The sequence below is a fragment of the Oricola thermophila genome (assembly GCF_013358405.1).
Taxonomy (GTDB): Bacteria; Pseudomonadota; Alphaproteobacteria; order Rhizobiales; family Rhizobiaceae; genus Oricola; species Oricola thermophila.
In genome coordinates this window covers 419,571-438,558 of sequence record NZ_CP054836.1, presented here as the reverse complement: position 1 = coordinate 438,558, position 18,988 = coordinate 419,571, and the positions used below count along the sequence as shown (strand labels likewise).

General features: G+C 62.5%; 22 protein-coding genes. All 22 read right to left on the bottom strand.

The genetic code is table 11. From position 1 onward, the window contains the following. Positions 1 to 10: 10 nt before the first annotated feature. The 22 genes from hypB to HTY61_RS01890 all read right to left on the bottom strand — a co-directional run bounded on the left by hypB (position 11) and on the right by HTY61_RS01890 (position 18,981). Positions 11 to 883: a hydrogenase nickel incorporation protein HypB gene (gene hypB / locus HTY61_RS01995; RefSeq protein WP_175275216.1), complete on the bottom strand. Its 873-nt coding sequence runs from the start codon at positions 881 to 883 to the stop codon at positions 11 to 13. After that, entirely contained in the window at positions 883 to 1,224 is a 342-nt protein-coding gene (hypA, locus tag HTY61_RS01990; RefSeq protein WP_175275215.1) for a hydrogenase maturation nickel metallochaperone HypA, read from the bottom strand. Before hypA ends, hypB begins: the two co-directional genes overlap by 1 nt. Then, complete coding sequence (locus HTY61_RS01985; protein ID WP_175275214.1) at positions 1,224 to 2,327, bottom strand: nickel-dependent hydrogenase large subunit; 1,104 nt, start codon at positions 2,325 to 2,327, stop codon at positions 1,224 to 1,226. The genes hypA and HTY61_RS01985 overlap by 1 nt, the downstream gene beginning before the upstream one ends. Before the next feature lie 7 nt (positions 2,328 to 2,334). Then, on the bottom strand, positions 2,335 to 2,916 hold the full coding sequence (gene hybE, locus HTY61_RS01980) for a [NiFe]-hydrogenase assembly chaperone HybE (RefSeq protein ID WP_175275213.1): 582 nt from the start codon (positions 2,914 to 2,916) through the stop codon (positions 2,335 to 2,337). Beyond that, positions 2,917 to 3,141 carry a rubredoxin gene (locus HTY61_RS01975; protein WP_175275212.1) on the bottom strand — a complete coding sequence of 75 codons (225 nt, stop codon included), beginning with the start codon at positions 3,139 to 3,141 and terminating at the stop codon, positions 2,917 to 2,919. Then, complete coding sequence (locus HTY61_RS01970; RefSeq protein WP_175275211.1) at positions 3,138 to 3,968, bottom strand: hydrogenase expression/formation protein; 831 nt, start codon at positions 3,966 to 3,968, stop codon at positions 3,138 to 3,140. Before HTY61_RS01970 ends, HTY61_RS01975 begins: the two co-directional genes overlap by 4 nt. Before the next feature lie 24 nt (positions 3,969 to 3,992). Then, entirely contained in the window at positions 3,993 to 4,427 is a 435-nt protein-coding gene (locus HTY61_RS01965; protein WP_175275210.1) for a thioredoxin domain-containing protein, read from the bottom strand. A 14-nt stretch (positions 4,428 to 4,441) separates the two neighbouring features. Continuing rightward, a complete protein-coding gene (locus tag HTY61_RS01960; RefSeq protein ID WP_246272896.1) occupies positions 4,442 to 4,738 on the bottom strand; it encodes a HypC/HybG/HupF family hydrogenase formation chaperone in 297 nt (98 codons plus the stop codon). 17 nt (positions 4,739 to 4,755) lie between these two features. Beyond that, positions 4,756 to 5,442 (bottom strand): HyaD/HybD family hydrogenase maturation endopeptidase, encoded by a 687-nt coding sequence (locus HTY61_RS01955; RefSeq protein ID WP_246272895.1) that lies wholly within the window; start codon positions 5,440 to 5,442, stop codon positions 4,756 to 4,758. A 315-nt stretch (positions 5,443 to 5,757) separates the two neighbouring features. Next, a complete protein-coding gene (gene cybH / locus HTY61_RS01950; RefSeq protein ID WP_175275207.1) occupies positions 5,758 to 6,471 on the bottom strand; it encodes a Ni/Fe-hydrogenase, b-type cytochrome subunit in 714 nt (237 codons plus the stop codon). 10 nt (positions 6,472 to 6,481) lie between these two features. Further along, entirely contained in the window at positions 6,482 to 7,051 is a 570-nt protein-coding gene (locus HTY61_RS01945; RefSeq protein ID WP_175275206.1) for a HupE/UreJ family protein, read from the bottom strand. A gap of 12 nt (positions 7,052 to 7,063) precedes the next feature. Next, a complete protein-coding gene (locus tag HTY61_RS01940) occupies positions 7,064 to 8,863 on the bottom strand; it encodes a nickel-dependent hydrogenase large subunit (RefSeq protein WP_175275205.1) in 1,800 nt (599 codons plus the stop codon). After that, a complete protein-coding gene (locus HTY61_RS01935; protein WP_175275204.1) occupies positions 8,863 to 9,939 on the bottom strand; it encodes a hydrogenase small subunit in 1,077 nt (358 codons plus the stop codon). Before HTY61_RS01935 ends, HTY61_RS01940 begins: the two co-directional genes overlap by 1 nt. 209 nt (positions 9,940 to 10,148) lie before the next feature. Further along, a complete protein-coding gene (locus HTY61_RS19385; protein WP_197945350.1) occupies positions 10,149 to 10,310 on the bottom strand; it encodes a hypothetical protein in 162 nt (53 codons plus the stop codon). Then, positions 10,268 to 10,810 carry a hypothetical protein gene (locus HTY61_RS19380; protein WP_197945349.1) on the bottom strand — a complete coding sequence of 181 codons (543 nt, stop codon included), beginning with the start codon at positions 10,808 to 10,810 and terminating at the stop codon, positions 10,268 to 10,270. Before HTY61_RS19380 ends, HTY61_RS19385 begins: the two co-directional genes overlap by 43 nt. Positions 10,811 to 10,958: 148 nt before the next feature. Beyond that, positions 10,959 to 11,183 (bottom strand): formate dehydrogenase subunit delta, encoded by a 225-nt coding sequence (locus tag HTY61_RS01920; RefSeq protein ID WP_175275201.1) that lies wholly within the window; start codon positions 11,181 to 11,183, stop codon positions 10,959 to 10,961. Further along, positions 11,173 to 11,994, bottom strand: coding sequence for a formate dehydrogenase accessory sulfurtransferase FdhD (gene fdhD / locus HTY61_RS01915; RefSeq protein ID WP_175275200.1), 822 nt, complete (start codon positions 11,992 to 11,994; stop codon positions 11,173 to 11,175). Before fdhD ends, HTY61_RS01920 begins: the two co-directional genes overlap by 11 nt. A 4-nt stretch (positions 11,995 to 11,998) precedes the next feature. Beyond that, positions 11,999 to 14,875 carry a formate dehydrogenase subunit alpha gene (gene fdhF, locus HTY61_RS01910; RefSeq protein ID WP_175275199.1) on the bottom strand — a complete coding sequence of 959 codons (2,877 nt, stop codon included), beginning with the start codon at positions 14,873 to 14,875 and terminating at the stop codon, positions 11,999 to 12,001. A 4-nt stretch (positions 14,876 to 14,879) separates the two neighbouring features. Next, positions 14,880 to 16,436 carry a formate dehydrogenase beta subunit gene (locus HTY61_RS01905; protein WP_175275198.1) on the bottom strand — a complete coding sequence of 519 codons (1,557 nt, stop codon included), beginning with the start codon at positions 16,434 to 16,436 and terminating at the stop codon, positions 14,880 to 14,882. Continuing rightward, positions 16,433 to 16,912 carry a formate dehydrogenase subunit gamma gene (locus HTY61_RS01900; RefSeq protein WP_428978271.1) on the bottom strand — a complete coding sequence of 160 codons (480 nt, stop codon included), beginning with the start codon at positions 16,910 to 16,912 and terminating at the stop codon, positions 16,433 to 16,435. Before HTY61_RS01900 ends, HTY61_RS01905 begins: the two co-directional genes overlap by 4 nt. Positions 16,913 to 17,044: 132 nt before the next feature. Next, the gene (locus tag HTY61_RS01895) at positions 17,045 to 17,881 is read right to left on the bottom strand and encodes an alpha/beta fold hydrolase (RefSeq protein ID WP_175275197.1); all 837 of its coding nucleotides are present in this window, start codon (positions 17,879 to 17,881) and stop codon (positions 17,045 to 17,047) included. Continuing rightward, entirely contained in the window at positions 17,881 to 18,981 is a 1,101-nt protein-coding gene (locus HTY61_RS01890; protein WP_197945348.1) for a branched-chain amino acid ABC transporter permease, read from the bottom strand. The genes HTY61_RS01895 and HTY61_RS01890 overlap by 1 nt, the downstream gene beginning before the upstream one ends. Between the last annotated feature and the right edge of the window lie 7 nt (positions 18,982 to 18,988).

Sequence of the window (18,988 nt, the reverse complement as noted above, 5' to 3'; positions counted from 1 at the left end):
GATTGTCCTCCTATTCCGCTGCCGTGCCGAGCGGATGACCCGCCAGCACCATGGAGCGCGCCGCCATTATCCAGGCGATCCACCCGTCCATGCCCTCGCCCGTTCGCGCGGACACTTTTAGAACCTTGATCGCCGGATTGACCTTGCGGGCATTGGCAATCGCGGCATCTACGTCGAAATCGAGATGCGGCAGCAGGTCCGTCTTGTTGACCAGCACCAAGTCGGATGCGGCGAACATGTCGGGATACTTGATCGGCTTGTCCTCACCCTCGGTCACCGAGAGGATCGCCACCTTGTGCGCCTCGCCGAGATCGAAGGCCGCGGGGCAGACCAGGTTGCCGACATTCTCGATGAACACCACCGAACCGTCCTGCGGCGCGAGATGCTCGACCGCATGGCCAACCATGTGGCCGTCGAGATGGCATCCCTTGCCGGTATTGATCTGGATTGCCGGCGCGCCGGTCGCGCGGATCCGCTCGGCGTCGTTTGCCGTTTGCTGATCGCCTTCCACGACATAGGGCCGAAGCCTGTCACCCAGCATCTCGATCGTCCTGACCAGCAGCGAGGTCTTGCCAGAGCCGGGGCTTGAAACGAGATTCAGCGCGAGGATGCCGTGATCTGCGAAAAACGCCCTGTTTTCAGCAGCATAGGCGTTGTTCTTGGCAAGGATATCATGTTCCAGCTGGATCATCCGGCCCTGGCTCATCCCCGGCACTGCCGCGCCGGCCTCGCCCGCGCCATAGTCGATCACGCCGTGCTCGCCATGGTGGTGATGCCCGTGTTCATGGGCATGGCTGTCCCCGTGGTGATGGTGATGGCCGCCTGCCTTGTCCCCGCTCTCGATCCGGGTCTCGCCCTCTCCGCATCCGCAAACCGTGCACATCAGTTCACCTCCAGTTCCTTGATCCGCAATTCGTCCCCGCCAGTCACCTGCAACTGGTGCGACCCGCACTCCGGGCAGGGATCGTATCGCGCGGCAATGACAACCTGCTTTCCGCAGGCCAGACAGAAGGCAGCGCCCTCCGTTTCGACGATATCGAGCTTGGCACCGTCGGCTATCGAACCCCGCATCACGACATCGAACCCGAAACGCAATGCCTCGACTTCCACCCCGGAAAGCGGTCCGATCTCCAGGCAGACCCTGTTCACCGACTCGAATTCCTGCTCACGCGCCTGATCCTTGAGCACGTTGAGAATACTTTCACAGATCGACATCTCGTGCATCAGCAATGTCTCACTTCGTAGGCGACGCAAGGGTCGATCGCGTTGACAACGAGATGGGCCAGTTCGACCTTTTCATCCGCATCGCCATGTCCATCGAGCGCCGAAAGACATCGTGCGGCCACCCCTTTCGCATCGAAATTCCAGTCTGTCGGCGAGATGATCCGGTATTCTGTCACCAGTCCTTCTTCCAGGCGCACGCGATGGGCCAATAGCCCGCGCGCCGCCTCGACTATTCCGACGCCGCGACCGTCGGAAAGTCTGGATACGGTATCGGGAACATCCTTCCCTTCTAACAGTTGTTTCATCTCGCGGGGGAGCCAGGCAAGCTCCGCGAGGCGTGCGACGTAGCGCGCACCCAGCCCGGAACTGTCGAGGCTCAACACGGGCCCCGCCAGCGCCCGCCGTGAAAACAGCGTGGTTTCCGGAACAGTGGACTTCGCCGGCTGGGCGCACCCGGCAAGGATCGCCGCGTCGAGAAAATCCGCACGCTCGCTTTCTTCATCCGCCGCCTCGACCCATCCCCGCTCGACGAGATGAACGATCAGGTCCGCGGCCGGCGTCTGCGTGCCGACGGCCCAGGAGAGAATGCCCAGGTTCCCACGCCGCCGGGACCAGAGGTCGAGCGGCTCGCCGAATATCGCTTGTTCCAGCAGGATCTCCGCATCCGCGATGACCGCGTCTGCGGCGCCGTGATCGGGGCTTGCCTGCGCCCCCGGAGCAAACGGATCGGTCTCGCCGAACAGCGCTCTCCGCATTTCCGGCACGAAGCCGATCGCATTGCGCACCGACGCGCCGATCGGCTCTGTGCCGGTCAACCGCGGCCAGTCCAGCGCGATGCGCAGCACGTTTTCGCGCAGACACTCCATCGCGGTCACGAGCGCCCGTGCGGATACGGTGACCGGCGTCGCCTCGATACCGAGCGCCGCTTCGAGCGCCAGCACGGCGGCGTGCGCCTGTGCATTGGCACAAATGCCGTAGATCGCGGATACCGCCCGCACGGCCTCTTCGGGGCGCTTGCCGACGAGTAATGCCGCAATGTCGGCGGGCGGATGGTAGCGCACAGCAACGGCGCCGTTATTCTCGCGCGGCAGCACGATATCCACACGGCCCTCAAGGCTCATGTCGCGCCTCCCGCCGTCCGCCGGAAAGGAACTGGCGCCGGCTGACATCTGTCCCGGCCACCGGCTTCCCGCAATCCGCCTCATCTTCCGCCAGTTCGGCGTCCGGTTCGGCGGGCGCGGGAATCTCGCCCCGCCACATGCGGGCCATCGCCTCTTCCGAGGCATCCGTTTCGCCGCCGCCTTCGAACAGGGCTTCGAGCGCCGCGGCCGCAGCGGCTTCCGCCGTCTCCTGGTCGGAAAATTCCAGCACCGGGGAGAACAGCGAACACATCCAGTAGGAGCCGATACCGTCCTCGGAACCGAGTATGAACTCGAACGAACCGGCGGGAAAGACGAAATTGCGCTTGGCTCCCGGTACGGCAGATTCCCCGCCCGCCTCGTCCGGCACCAGCATCAGGTTCATGAACCAGGGTGTGACCAGCACGCAGAGCCAGTATCCGTTCCAGCGGCATCCGCCGACCGCCTTTACCGACAGGGCCTCGTTGAGGATCGGCACACCCGCCATGCGGCTTGTCCGTATCTCCTCGAAGCAGGCTTCGAGTGTCTCCGCGATGTCGGCAGCATCGGTCATTCAGTTCCCCTCGACCACCATGAAACCGGACTTGGCGCTGTCGCATTCCGGGCAGGTCCAGTGGTCGGGCAGTTCGGAAAAAGGCGTCCCCGGCGGTATCTGCCAATAGGCGTCGCCCTCCTCCGGGTCGTAGATATGCCAGCATATCTTGCATTCCAGCCTCGTTTTCGGCCCGATCTTCGAAGCGTCGCCGCCATATGAGCCGCCGAAGAAATGCTCGTTCACCGGTAGATCTCCAAGATTTCGTCGAGCCGCTCCGCGGAATCGGCGATGTCTTCCGGCGAGGCGCATGCCACCTCCGGGATCGACGTGATCTCGATCGTGTTCAGGATCATCGTGTCCTGTGAGTTGTAGAACTGCACCCACCAGACATTTTCGGTATCCGTCGCGGTGATCCGGCAATTCCCGTAGCCGCGCGACAATATGGTGAGCATGCCGCGCCCCAGCACATCATTGAGATAGGCAAGGTCCTCTTCCGTGTGCGGCAGCAGCGAAAGATTGATGACATGGGTCTCGCTGCCTGCGCCGTCTATATGGTCGTTGATTTCCGGCAGCAATGGCGGCGCATTGAAGATGTTCGGTCCGAAGGAACTTGCGATGGGAACCCTGTTTTTGGCGCCGGTGAAAGCATGGGCGAGGATGCGCGACGGGAAGTCGCCTACCTCTAGGTAATCCCGCAGCAAATCTCCGCTCTCGCCGGTCTCGCGCACGCGCCAGACACCGGCAAGCACCGATTCCTGGGCCTGTGCCATGCTGCCCGCGATCACGGACACCTCGCCCTCACCCAGCACCTGGTTGACGAACTCCAGGTTGACCGCATCGATGGAGGTGAGATCCACCATGCCCTCGACTTCCTCCCCGCGGGTGATCGCCAGCACGGTCTCCAGAACGGCCTTCCCGGCCTCCAGCCCCTCGGCTTGCTCCGACTCGGGAAGATCAGGAACGGCGAAGGTCATCATGCCGGACGGCATCTGCAGGTAGTTCAGTGTCGCGCCGTCTTCTTCGCCGGGCTGGCTTCCCGGCCCGACCAGGGGTGAAATCGGATTGGTCATGGCTCTCTCCTCGGTCCTGTCGGATCAGTGTTGCTGGCTCGGCTGCGGCGCGCCGCACCCGTCGGGAAACTTGAAGGGAGGCGGATCGCTCGGCTCGCTTGCGAGGATCTGCGGGATGTCGCGCAGGTAGTCGTTCCAGTCCTGGATTCGCTGGATGACCCCGAGATACTCGCCGTAACGCAGGAAGATCAGCGCCGGAAAGGCATTGAATCTGAATCGCCGCTGGATATCGCGTTCGCTTGCCCGGTCCGCAACCAGCACCGTCACGGCACCGGCCAACGCCTTTTCCAGTTCGGGCACGACGACCGCGACGTCGTCGCTCTCGGCAATTCGTGCCGCATCGCCGGCAACGAACAGCATCGAGAATGGCAGCGCCGTCGCCACCGTATCAAGCTCGTCATCCGCGACGACACGATACCCTTCGCGATCGATGACGGATTGCAGGAGAGGTGAAAACATGAGGCGTCCTTTCGTCAGGCGTTGCGCTGCGTCTTTGGACGCAGGAATTCCGGCAATTCGGGTTCGCGGTCGATCAGGTCGGCAAAGAGGTGTTCAAAACCGACGTCTCCGCGCATGACCATTTCGAGCGCGGCAAGGGCATCGGCCGACTGGCGCGCGGTTTCCTCGCTGATCGTCTCACGGGCAGCGCCGAGGAAAGTCATCACCCATGTCCCGGCCTCCACCGTGCCGACCAGGCTCATGTCGATCGCATGCTCGCCGTCGCGCGCCCGGCACAGTGCCCGCGATCCGTCCACCTCGATCACCTGCATTGGTATGCCGACGCACATCAGCTGGACCCCGACTTGACCAGGCGCTCGATCTCCGCGTCGAAATCCTCGGGCCCGCGCCACGCGCCGCCGACGAGAACGCGCTCATCCCCGTGCCGGAACGCGTCGGTCTCGCCCGGTCGCTCCGACTCGTAACGGCCCAGCACCATTTCGGGGGATGCGATCGTATCGTTCTCGCCCAGCGGCACCGATCGGCGCTGCGCGGTGACGCCGTGTTCTGACAGATATGCCAGCGCGGTTTCGATAGCGGGGCCGATCTGCGCCCTGACCTGCGGCCTCAGGCTGCCGCCATAGTCCTCCAGTTCGACAGGCTGCACGCCGACCAGCAGCAGGTGCGAGGGATAGTCGCCCAGCATTTCCGCCATGGCAAGCACTTCCTGGAAACCGGTCTGGTGCAACGAAATCTTTTTGACACCGAGAAAACTCGGCACCTCGTCGCCCTCGACCATTTTCAGCGTTCCCGGCGGCAGGCCGTAGTCGACGGCATCGAACACGACCAGTATGTCCGCCTCGCGGATAAGCTGGACTAGGTAGATGCCCTGCGTCCCGCCGTCGACGACGCGGACATTGCCGCCAAATTCATATGCACGGTGAAGTTCTTCCACGGCGCGTACGCCGAAGCCCTCATCGGCCCAGAGCAGGTTGCCGATGCCAAGGATCAGCACGTTCGGTGCATCAGTGTTCACGAGCCCCCTCCCAAGATATCCCGTCGTCCCATTCGGAATCGTGTTCTGCCCCTTGATCAGCAATCCCCGTGCCAAACCGGATAACCCGGACATTTCCGCGGCTCCCGGCCCGTTTGGGAAACACCAGCCACCCCTAAGCGGAAGAAAGGTTTCCACTTATCTGTCATTTTGAAAGTTGTTCTTCCAGAAGATTCTCCGGCCCGATGGCGGCGTGGAAATGAAGCAGCCATTCTGAATATCCGGACTATCCGCGGCGGAAAAAAAGGCGGGGCCGAAAGGCCCCGCCAGTAATCCGCTTGGGAGGACACGCGCGGATCAACGTATGTCGTCTGCCGGCTTCCCGTCCCTGAATGTGCGCCAGCCTGAGAACATCGATGACATGATCGATTGCCGGGACATGATGTCTTCGCGGACAGCCGCATAGACATGGGCAATCACGAAGCAGACGATCACCCACAGGCCAAGATGATGCCATGTGTGGACGTTCTGGCTCTCGCCGAAAAGCGATATGACCCAAGACGAGAAATAGTCGTATTGCCACGATCCCATTCCCGTGCCCTCGCCATAGAGAGCAAGGCCGGTGACGATCATGAAGATGATGCCCCACACAAACATCACATGCATCACAAGCGTTGCCAGCGGATTGTGCCCGGAATATTTCAGCGGCTGCTTCGCGATCATCGCGTACCATGCGACCTCGTGGAACAGTTCCTTCCAGAAGGAACCGCGCCAGACCTGCGGCAGGAATATCTGCCGCGCATGGGAGTTGCCGACAAAGGCCCAGTAGATGCGGAACACGAAGCCGACGATCAGGATGTAGGCCGCCGCGAAATGCAGATACCGGATCCAGCCGAACACGAAGCTCGCGCTGGCCTCTCCGCCGACGGAGGGTGGCGGAGAACCGATCAGGTAGCCGGTAATGCCAAGCACCAGGATCGACAGCGCATTGATCCAGTGCCACAGGCGAACGGGCGCCTGGTAGACATAAACGGCTTCCTCTGAATGGGGTTTGGTGACGTCTGCGCTCATGACGCCCTCCTCAACCGGCTGCCAGGACGAGACCGCCCGCAGCAACGGCCATGCCCGAGACAATCATCCCGTAGCGCATGCCGGAAACCAGCCGGCCGACAACGTAGCCGCCAGCGTGCAGCAGGGCACTCGTCAGCACCAGGCCGGCCATGTAGCCAGAAACGGCGCCTGCCGCTTCAACGCCGTGCGCATGGCCGTGCAGCAAGGCGAAACCCGCAATCGCCGCCATACCCGCCGCCGCAGGCAGGAACCGCGCTGCGACGATCATGGCGCCTAGCACGAAGATCGAGGCGAGAATGCCCGGCTCGACGAACGGCAGGGCAAGACCGCTCATGCCGAGGACCGCGCCAAGCCCCAGGACGGCGATGAACAGCGCCGGTCCGCGCCATGCGGTCCTTGCCGGTCCCGCGGCAGACCAGATCCCCACCGCCACCATCGCCATGAGGTGATCGACGCCCAGGACCGGGTGCGCAAGACCGGAGGCAAAGCCGCTCACGGCGCCGCCCGTATGGGCCAGAGCCGGGGTCGCGGCCAATGTCAGGCCCGCCGCTGCGAATAGTCTCTTGTATGCGAAAGTCATGATCGCCCTCCTCTAGCGAACCTTGATTTCGGCCATTTCCTCGCCGTCCGGCCCCATCACGTGGGTCGAGCAGGCAAGGCACGGATCGAACGAATGCAACGTGCGCAGGATTTCCACCGGTTCGTCCGGACGCTCCATCTTGGTGTTCATCAGCGAAGCCTCGAAGGCGCCGATATTGCCTTCGTTGTCGCGCGGCGATCCGTTCCACGTGGTCGGCACGACGCACTGGTAATTGTCGATCTTGGTGTCCTTGATCTTGATCCAGTGAGCCAGTGCGCCGCGCGGCGCTTCGGTGAAGCCGACGCCCTTCACTTCCGACGGCCAGGTTTTCGGATCGAACTTCTCGACATTGGCGGTCGCCGTGTCGCCGGCCTTGATGTTGGCGATCAGCTTGTCGAAGAAATACACCTGCATCTCGGCTGCCCATTCCGCCTCCAGCGCGCGGGCGGCAGTGCGTCCGAGCGTCGAGAACAGCGCGTCCACGGGAACGTCGAGGGCACGCAGCGTCCGGTTGATCTGGTCGGTGAAGTATTCGTGGCCCTGTGCGTAGCCCACGATGTAGCGCGCCAGCGGGCCGACCTCCATCGCATGACCCCGCCAGCGCGGCGCCTTGATCCAGGAGTACTTGGCGGCTTCATCGAGCTCGATGATGTTGGTGCTCGTGCCCTTCGCGTTCGCGCCGAGAACGTAATTCGGCTCGGTGATGCCGTCCCATGGATGCAGACCCTTGGCTTCGTCGGGATAGCTGTACCAGGAATGCGGCACGAACTCCTGCACCTGCTCGGGATCGCGCAGGTCGACCGGATGCACCTCGCTGAGCTTCCCGTTGATGATCGCGCCCACCGGCATCATCAGGTTTTCCGGCGAGTAATCGTTCGCCCGGTCCGGAATGTCGCCATAGGCGAGCACGCTCTTGCTCGACAGGCCGCCGCCGTAGAGCCACCCCTTGTAGAAGCCGCCGATCGCAAGAATGTCCGGAATGTAGACGTTCTTCACGAATTCGAGGGTCCGGTCGATGACCCCCTTCACGTAATTCAGGCGTTCCATGTTGAGCGGCGCACCCGCCGCCAGTTCGCCATCCATGTTGATCGCGCACGGCACCCCGCCGACGAGCCAGTTGGGATGGATGTCCTTGCCGCCGAAGATCGTGCGCGTGGTCATGATCTCCTTCTGGAAGTCGAGCGCCTCCAGGTAATGCGTCACCGCCATCAGGTCGGCTTCCGGCGGCAACAGGTAGGCCGGATTGGTCCAGTAGCCGTTCTTGAACGGGCCGAGCTGCCCGGACTCGACGAATTTCCGCAGCCGGTTCTGGACGTCGCGGAAGTAGCCCGGAGAGGATTTCGGGTGGTTCGGGCCGGTCGCCATCTGCAGTTCCGAAGTCGCCTTCGGATCGGCTTTCAACGCATTGACCGGGTTCACCCAGTCGAGTGCATGCAGGTGGTAGAAATGGACCAGGTGATCGTGGATCTGCAGCGAAAGCTGCATGATGTTGCGGATCGAATTCGCGTTCTCCGGAATGTCTATGCCGAGCGCGTCTTCCACGGCGCGCACCGAAGTCAGGGCATGCGTGCCGGTGCACACGCCGCAGATGCGCTGGGTGAACGCCCACGCATCGCGCGGATCGCGGCCCTTCAGGATGACTTCCAGCCCGCGCCACATCGTCCCGGTAGAGACCGCGTTGCGGATCATGTTGTTCTCGTCGACATTGACCTCGCAGCGCATGTGCCCCTCGATCCGGGTAACCGGATCGACGACGACACGGCGGCCGGATTTGTCGAGTTCGAAACCGTTTGGTGTCTGGATGGTGGCCATTACTTTTCGTCTCCCTTCTGGCGGGCACGCTTGACTGCGCTGAGCGCGGCATGTGCCGCCGCTGCCGCGCCGACGACCGTCGCCGCGGTGCCGCCGATCTCGTCAGCATTGGCCTCGATCCCGAAGCCGTGGACATCGGTCAGGCGGTCGTAGAACGATCCCTTGTCCCAGAAACCGTCTTCCGAGCAGCCGAAGCACGGATGGCCGGACTGGATCGGGAATGACAGGCCGCCGTTCCAGCGCACCGTCGAACAGGCGTTGTAGGTGGTCGGTCCCTTGCAGCCGACCTTGTAGAGGCAGTAGCCCTTGCGAGCGCCCTCGTCGTCGAAGTGCTCGACAAACTGGCCGGCATCGAAATGCGGACGGCGGTAGCATTTGTCGTGGATGCGCTGGGAATAGAACATTTTCGGGCGGCCCTGCCGGTCGAGTTCCGGGAACCGTTCGAAGGTCAGGATATAGGTGATCACCGCCGTCATGACCTCGGCGATCGGCGGGCAGCCGGGCACCTTGATGATCGGCTTGGGCGCGAGGCCCGGCACCTTGTGGATCGGCGTCGCCTGTGTCGGGTTCGGCCGCGCGGCCTGCACGCATCCCCACGACGCGCAGGAACCCCAGGAAATGATCGCCTTGCAGTGGTCGGCGGCGTGCTTGAGCTGCTCCAGATAAGGCCGTCCGCCAATGATGCAGGACATGCCTTCCTGGTTGAGGGGCGGGTTCCCCTCGCAAGCCAAGATGTAGTTGCCGTCGTATTTCTGTATCGTCTCGTCGATGATCGCCTCGGCCTCGTGTCCGGCGGCGGCCATGATCGTGTCATCATAGTCGAGCGAGATCATCGACAGGATGACGTCCTTCGCCAGCGGATGCGCCGAGCGGATGAAGCTCTCCGAGCAGCAGGTGCATTCCAGTCCGTGCAGCCAGAGCACGGGAATGCGCGGCTTGGTCTCCATCGCATGCGCGATCTGCGGGGCAAATGTCGGACCGAGGCCCAGGGAGGCCGCCGTGAGGCTGCAGAATTTCAGGAAACTGCGCCGCGTAATCCCCTGTCGGCGCATCACCTCGTAAAATGTTTCTGTCATGTGGGCATTTCCTCCTCATGGCTTCCGGTCGCGTCGGACGTTCCGCGCGCTCTTGGCCGATGAAAAGCATTCGCCGTGCCAGATGGATTTTTCCGCGTGTTTTCAGTGGATTGAGGTTTTTACGGCATGTGCCGGCAAGTCGCCGGCGCCGCTGCGCTGAAAGCCTTCCAGCCGAAGTGGAAAGCGATCTGCCACCTGCAACCGGTAGATCAGTTACCGGTACCGGGCGCGTCCGCCAACAGCGCGACCAGCCGTTCCGCCGCCCGCGCGACCGGCTCCGACAGGGCCGTTCCCGCGCCGAATTCCTGCCCTTCGATGCCGTAGACCGTCAGGCTTTGCGGCAGCGCACCGAGCGCCCATGCCGTCTCCACGGCCTCGGCCAGGCCGAAACGGTGGGGCGAACGTAGCTGCTGTCGGCGAAGTCGCCATTGTCGCACACGCGGTCCTGCACCTCGATCGCGGCGATCTCGCAGGCGCGCGCGCCGAAAATAACTGTCTTCGGCCATTCATCCTCGTGCGGCTTTACGGAAAATCCGTCGTCGGTCCGCTTCGCCGACCAGAGCTTCTGGTGCGCCGGAAAGAGAAATTTCTTCCGGGTATGGGGGCCGATCATGTAATCGAACCAACGGCCGGAATTGCCCTCGACAAGCCGGTAATGTCCGCCTTCCTGCTCATCGGAAAATCCGGGCGGAAAATCTTCGCCAAGTTCGATTTCTTGAAAGACGATCGCGCCGTCGCCGGCTTTCGGTCCGATTATGCGCCAACCGTCGAACCGCAGCGCGTCCAGGAGCGGCGCAGGACTGTCGATGACGAAACCAAACTCGGCACCAACCTCCATGAACGCCAGCCTCGCGCGCTTGTGCCAATCCAATTCGGCATCAACCGTAGTTCACACCGGCACTGGCAGCGGTTCAGGTTACGTGATGGAGAAGATGGTCATCCACCGCGCCCAATAGCGGTGAACGTTATACAATCGGAGACCAATCAGGATTGACGTCTGTCGATCGAGTTCCCTTCCGTCAGGCATTTTCCTCTACCGGACGGATATAGTCCTTCGCCTCGATCACGAGCGGATCAAGGCCTTGGCAATTGTCGGACAACAGGTCGAACAACCGTGCCCGCATGCGTGGCTCCCAGAAATTCGAGATGTGTTCTGCAACTCCCATTACCGCTTCCTCATGCGGCTTCGTCCTGAAGAAGGTGGCGATCTGATTGGCCATGCGGATGAGCTTCTCAGGCGACATCGGCAATTTCCCCGTTTGTGATCCGTCTGGGATGGGTAAAGATCTCGTGGTCCTCGCCGCGCACCACTGCGACAAGCGTGATGTTGGACTGAACGGCAGTCCGCACTGCAAGCGCGGTCGGCGCAGAAATGGCGAGCACGATCGGCGCGCCGATTGCCGCCGTTTTCTGGATCATTTCGACCGAAACCCGGCTTGTCAGCAACACGGCACCCTGCCCGCAATCGGTGCCGACGCGGGCGAGTGCGCCCGCAAGCTTGTCGAGCGCATTGTGACGGCCTACATCCTCGCGCGCCAGAACGACTCCTTCTTCCGGCGACCAGAAACCGGCAGCATGCACGGCTCCCGTTTCGGCATTCATCACTTGAACCTTGGTCAACTCCGCGACGGCATTGGTGATTTCGTCGGCAGGCATCGTGAAATCGCTGTCCACGGCCGCGCGCGGTTTCACCGCCTCCTCTATGCTCTCGACGCCACAAAGCCCGCACCCGACCGGCCCCGCCATTGCGCGGCGGCGTCTTGCCAGCCGCTCGTCCGCATCTTCCCTCAGGCGTATTTGCAGGTCGATACCGTTGTCGGCCTCTACGATCTCGATCCGTTCGATTTCGTCAAGTGCCCCGACAATCCCCTCGTTGAGGGAAAAACCGACCGCGAAATCTTCCAGGTCCGACGGCGTTGCCATCATCACCGCATGGGTCACGCCGTTGAAAGTCAATGCAACCGGTGTCTCCTCGGCAACCATGCGCGGACCGGAGCCATGGCGCCCCGCGCGCCGATACTGCCTTTCGATGGGATGAACCGTGTCTGGCGACATCGCTCTACTCGGCAGGTTCCGCTTGAATGATCCGCCGTGCCTTCCGTGACTTCTCCTGGTACTCGATCTGCCATTCCGTCAGTCCGTTCGAAGGCGTCACCTGCACCGCGGTCACCTTGTACTCCGGACAGTTGGTCGCCCAGTCCGAAAAATCGGTGGTGATCACGTTGGCCTGTGTGTCCGGGTGGTGGAACGTCGTGTAGACGACGCCCGGCGCCACGCGGTCGGTGATCCGGGCCCGCAGAGCGGTCTCGCCGGAACGGCTGGAGAGCCGCACCCAGTCGCCCTCACGGATTCCGCGCTGTTCGGCATCGTGGGGGTGGATCTCGAGCACGTCCTCGTCATGCCAGACGACATTCGCGGTGCGCCGTGTCTGCGCGCCGACATTGTACTGGCTGAGAATTCGGCCTGTCGTCAGCAACAGCGGGAAGCGCGGACCGGTCTTCTCGTCGGTCGCGACATATTCGGTAACGATGAACTTGCCCTTTCCCCGCACGAAGCCGTTCACGTGCATCACCGGCGAGCCTTCCGGATTCGCCTCGTTGCACGGCCACTGCACCGAGCCTTTCTCCTCCAGCAGATCGTAGCTGACACCGGCAAAGCTCGGCGTCGTCGCCGCGATTTCGTCCATGATCTGGCTCGGATGGGTATAGTTCCATTCCGCACCCATCGCGTTGGCGAGCATCTGGGTGACTTCCCAGTCGGCATAGCCGTTCTTCGGACGCATCACCCGGCGCACGCGGTTGATGCGACGCTCGGCGTTGGTGAAGGTGCCATCCTTCTCCAGGAAGGTCGAGCCGGGCAGGAACACGTGCGCGTAATTTGCCGTCTCGTTGAGGAAAAGGTCGTGAACGATCACGCATTCCATCGCCGCCAGCCCGGCGGCGACATGCTTGGTGTCGGGATCGGATTGCAGGATGTCCTCGCCCTGTATGTAGATGCCCTTGAATGTGCCGTCGACGGCCGCGTCCAGCATGTTCGGGATGCGCAGCCCCGGCTCGGAGTCGATTTCAACGCCCCAGGCCTCCTCGAAGATGGCACGCACCTCCGGCAACTTGACGTGCCGGTATCCCGGCAACTCGTGCGGGAATGACCCCATGTCGCAGGAGCCCTGCACATTGTTCTGGCCGCGCAGCGGGTTCACCCCGACACCCGGCCGACCGATATTGCCGGTCAGCATGGCGAGATTGGCGATCGCCATCACGGCGGTCGAACCCTGGCTGTGTTCGGTCACGCCGAGACCGTAGTAGATCGCCCCGTTGCCGCCCGTCGCATACAGCCGCGCTGCCCCGCGAACGGCCTCTGCGGGCACACCGGTCGACGCCTCCACCGCTTCCGGCGAGTTGCGCTCGTCGGCAACGAAGGCGGCATAGTCCTGGAACTCGTCCCAGTCACAACGCTCGCGGATGAAGGCTTCGTTCATCAGCCCTTCGGTAACGATGACATGCGCCATCGCGGTCAGAACCGCGACATTGGTGCCCGGCCTGAGCGGCAGGTGGTAGGCGGCCTCGACATGCGGCGTGCGCACCAGATCGATCCGGCGCGGATCGATGACGATCAGCTTGGCCCCGTCGCGCAGCCGCTTCTTCAGGCGCGAGCCGAAAACCGGATGTCCGTCCGTGGGATTCGCGCCGATGACCACCACGACGTCGGAATGCTCGACGGAATCGAAATCCTGCGTGCCTGCCGAGGTACCGAAAGCCTGGCCGAGACCGTAACCCGTCGGCGAATGGCAGACGCGGGCGCAGGTGTCGGTGTTGTTGTTGCGGAAAACCGCGCGCGCAAGTTTCTGGACGAGGAACGTCTCCTCGTTAGTGCAGCGCGACGAGGTGATCACGCCGATCGAGTTCTTCCCATACTCCTCTTGCAGGCCCTTCAACCTGCCCGCGGCAAAGCTCAATGCCTCGTCCCAGGAAACCTCGCGCCAGGGCTGGTCGATACTCTCACGTATCATCGGGTTCAGGATGCGGTCACGGTGGTTCGCATAGCCCCAGGCGAAGCGCCCCTTCACGCAGGAATGACCGCGGTTCGCCTTGCCGTCCTTGTAGGGAACCATGCGCACGAGTTCCTCGCCGCGCATCTCCGCCTTGAAGGAACAGCCGACTCCGCAATAGGCACAGGTCGTCACCACCGAGTGCTCCGGCTGTCCGGTCTCGATGACCGATTTCTCCGTCAGCGTCGCGGTCGGGCAGGCCTGCACGCAAGCGCCACAGGAAACGCATTCCGACGACAGGAAATCCTCGTGCATTCCGGGCGATACGCGACTGTCGAAACCCCTGCCCTCGATGGTCAGCGCGAACGTGCCCTGAACCTCCTCGCAGGCCCGCACGCAGCGCGAGCAGACGATGCATTTCGACGGATCGTAGGTGAAGTAGGGATTTGATTCGTCCTTCGGCATCCAGCGCATGTTCGGCTGGTCACCGTTGCGCGCCGTCACGTGGTTGTCGCCGTCGTAACCGTAGCGCACGTCGCGCAGGCCGACTGCACCCGCCATGTCCTGCAACTCGCAATCGCCGTTTGCCGCGCAGGTCAGGCAATCGAGCGGATGGTCCGAGATGTAGAGTTCCATCACGCCGCGGCGAATATCCTTGAGCTTCGGCGTCTGTGTATGAACAGCCATCCCTTCGGCGACCGGCGTCGTGCATGAAGAGGGCGTACCTGCACGTCCTTCGATTTCGACAAGACAGAGACGGCATGAGCCGAAGGCATCGATCATGTCGGTCGCGCACAGCTTGGGCACCTGGATGCCGGCTTCCATCGCCGCCCGCATGATGGAAGTGCCCTCGGGCACCGTGACCTCGAAGCCGTCGATCGTCAGGGTCACGGTCTTTTCGGACCGGGAAGCGGGAGTACCGAAATCGGTTTCTTGTACCAGACGCATCGCTTCACTCCGCCGCTTGCAGATAGGTTTTTTTCCGGAAATCATCCGGGAAATGGTTGAGCGCGCTCATCACCGGATAGGGCGTAAAACCGCCCAGAGCGCAGAGCGAGCCGAATTTCATCGTGTTACAGAGGTCGGCGACCAGCGCGATGTTCTTTTCCCGGTCGATCCCCTGCATGATCTTGTCGACCGTTTCCGCACCGCGCACCGCGCCTATCCGGCACGGTGTGCACTTGCCGCAGCTCTCGATGGCACAGAATTCGAAGGCGAAATGAGCCTGTTTCGCCATGTCCACCGTATCATCGAACACGACAATGCCCGCATGTCCGATCAGGCCATCCCTTGCCGCGAAGGCCTCGTAGTCGAACGGCGTATCGAACAGTTCACGCGGGAAATAGGCGCCCAGCGGGCCACCGACCTGCACGGCCTTCACCGGACGGCCCGTCGCCGTGCCGCCGCCGATTTCATCCACGAGCTCGCCAAGGGTTAGGCCGAAGGCCGTTTCGTACAATCCACCATGCTTGACGTTGCCGGCGATCTGAATCGGAATCGTGCCGCGCGACCGGCCCATGCCGAAATCGCGGTAGAATTCGGAGCCCCTGTCGAAGATGACCGGTACCGAAGCAAGCGATATGACGTTGTTGACCACCGTTGGCTTGCCGAGGAAGCCGTGGTGGGCCGGCAGTGGCGGCTTGGCACGCACCACGCCGCGCTTGCCCTCCAGAGAGTTGAGAAGCGACGTCTCCTCGCCGCAGACATAGGCCCCGGCACCGACTCGCACCTCGATGTCAAAGGCCTTGCCGGACCCGAGCACCGAAGTGCCGAGAACCCCTTTCTCGCGGGCAACCGCCAAGGCGGCATTCATTGTGCGGATCGCGTCCGGATATTCCGACCGGGTATAGAGATATCCCTTGGTCGCACCGGTCGCCAGGCCTGCGATCGCCATGCCCTCGATGAGCACGAAGGGATCGCCCTCCATGAGCATCCGGTCGGCGAAGGTACCGCTGTCTCCCTCGTCGGCATTGCAGACGATGTATTTCTGCGGTCCCGCCGCATCGAGCACCGTCTTCCACTTGATACCGGTCGGAAATCCCGCCCCGCCACGACCGCGCAGCCCGGAATCGGTGACCGTCTGCACGATATCGGATGGCGTCATCGCGATCGCATTGCGTAATCCCTTCAGCCCGTCATGCGCCTCGTAGTCCTCCAGCGAAAGCGGATCGACGATGCCGCAGCGCGCGAAAGTGAGCCGCGTCTGGTTCTTCAGGAAAGGTATTTCCTCCGGGTCGCCCAGCGAAAGCGGATGCGCGCCGCCGGACAGGAATCCCGCCTCGAAAAGCGACGCCACGTCGCCTGCCGATACGGGCCCGTAAGCTGCGCGACCGCCGCCCGTCGCGACCTCGACCATCGGCTCCAGCCAGTAAAGGCCGCGCGAACCGTTGCGTACGATCCGGATATCCGCGCCAATGGCCGCCGCTTGCTCGGCGATGCCCCGCGCCACCTCGTCGGCTCCAAGCGCAAGGGCACCGGAATCTCCCGGAACATAGACCGTGACCGTCATGCCCGCACCTCCTCGGCGATCGCGTCGATGCGCGCCTCGTCAACACGGCCGACTACCTTGCCATCAACCATCGCGGCCGGCGCGCAGGCGCACAGGCCAAGGCAGTAGACCGCCTCCAGGGTAACCGTTCCGTCAGCTGCAGTCTCGCCGAAATTCAGCTTGAAACGCCCCTTGGCATGTTCGGCAACCCGGTCCGCCCCCATCGACTGGCAGGCTTCCGCACGACAGATCCTGACCGTGTGCCGACCAGCAGGTTGCTCCCGGAAATCATGGTAGAAGCTGGCAACCCCGTGCACTTCGGCACGACTTAGATTGAGTCGCCCGGCAATGATCGGCAGCGCCTCCTGCGGAACACACCCGAGCTCCTCCTGCACCGCATGCAGGATCGGCAGAAGCGGCCCTTCAAGATGGCTGTGTTGATCGACGATCGAATTGACTCGATCATCGATCTCGGCGGTCGACGATGTCCCGGCCAAAGCACTCCTCCTCGGCATATCGGTAGTGCAACATCTTGTCAGCCGGCAGGCCACGGGATCAATAAGGCATTCCCGTTGAACGATAGCGGTTTCCTATCGAACGAACCGCTTGATGCGAAATGACTTTTTCTCTCAGGCGAGGAAATCTCGCAGGAGGCTCCACTCGGCCTCTGTCGCCAGCGTTGGCGCATGGCCGACATTCTCGAACTCCACCAATTCCGGTTTCGGCCCTCTTTGGCACATCTCGGCTGCAACCGTTTCCGGCAATACATCGGATTGCCTTCCGCGGAGGAGGAGCACCGGGATATCCAGCGAATCCCACTCAGCCCAGCAGTCGAGATCCCCCTTGTGCAAGGTGAATTGCGTGACGATGTTCGGATCATAGTGAACCGTGACACCGCCATCGTCCTTGCGCCGCACCGATGTATCTGCCATTCGCCGCCAGAACGTATCGCTATTGTCGCCGAATGGCGCATAGGCCGCACGCAGCCATTGCTCCAGTTCGCTCACGGTATGAAAACTGGGGGGATTGCCGACATAGGCGGAAATCCGGTCTCTGGCCTCTTCCGGGATCCAGGGGCCGATATCATTGACGACGAGATGCGTGATGCGCCCTCTCATCCTTCCCGCGGCCAAGGTCACGCCGACAAGTCCGCCCATTGACGTGCCGACCCATCGCACCCTGTCGATATGGAAATGATCGAATATGGCCGCCGCATGCTCTCCATAGGCAGCATAGGAATAATCGGTCTTCACGTCCTTCGCCCAGGACGAAAGTCCTCGCCCGACCGTATCGGGACAGACCACGAAATAGGTATCGCTGAGCGCGGCGGCCACCTCGTCGAAATCGCGCCCCGTACGCGCCAGCCCGTGCCACATGACCAATGCCGGCCTGGAGGGCTTGCCCCAAGCGCTGACATGCAATTCGTGCTGCCCGCAGGCAACGTAAACCGAGCGCCGTTCGACCATCAATGAGAGCCTTTCTTCATCAGGGTTCCCGCGATGCCGGCCGGGAAGAAATAGACAAGGAGTATGAACAGGATGCCGAGCCACAGCAGCCACCGGTCCGGGTTGAGCAGGTCCGGCAACAGTGGCACCGCTTCCGTCGCATCCGCAGCCGCTGCCATCAGGTCCTTGAGGTAGAATTGCGCGAGGCTCATCAGCGTGACGCCGATCACCGCGCCAACCATGGTTCCCATTCCGCCAATGACCACCATCAGCAATATGTCGATCATGATCGAGAAGGACAACGTCGTCTCGGGCCCGGTGTATTTCAGCCACACGGCCCAGACCGAACCGGTTAGCGCCGCAACGACCGCGGCGATGACGAAAACGGATGTCCGGTACGCGACGACGCGATAGCCGATCGCCTCGGCGCGCAGTTCGTTTTCACGGATTGCTTCCAGCACGGTACCCAGCGGCGAGCGTACGATACGCATCAGCGCCAGGAACAGCATCAGGCAGGTCAGGAACACGAAGTAGTATGCGGCTATCTTGCCGTTCATCGACACGCCGAACAGCTTGAGCACCTTGCCGTCGTCATCCGTCAGCAGCTTGGTCGCCGGCTTGAACAGGTCCGGCGCCTTGTAGACGATGCCGTCCTCGCCGCCGGTGAATTCGGAAAACTGGGAGGCAAGCACCATCATCACGGAAGCCGCCGCCAATGTGACCATGGCAAAGAATATGGCTTTCACGCGCAATGACAGCGCTCCGATCAGCACGGCAAGGATCGCGGCCGTCAACGTGCCCGCCAATCCGCCGAGAAACACCGCGTCCCAACCCGGACCGAGTGCCTTCAGCGCCATCGCCGCACCATAGGCGCCAAGGCCGAAGAACATGGTGTGAGCGAAGGAAACGATGCCGGTGTAGCCGATCAACAGATCGTAGCTCGCGGCCAGCACTATGAATACGCAGATTCGCGCGGCCACCTGCGCCGAGCGCACATCCTGGAACAGGAACGGCGCGAAAGCGAGCGCCAGTCCTATGACCAACACGATCCCGTGGACGATCATTCGGCCCCGGCGGGCCGTATCCGCAAGCGGCGCGAAAGCAAGCTTGGTACTCGTCATGGTCCGC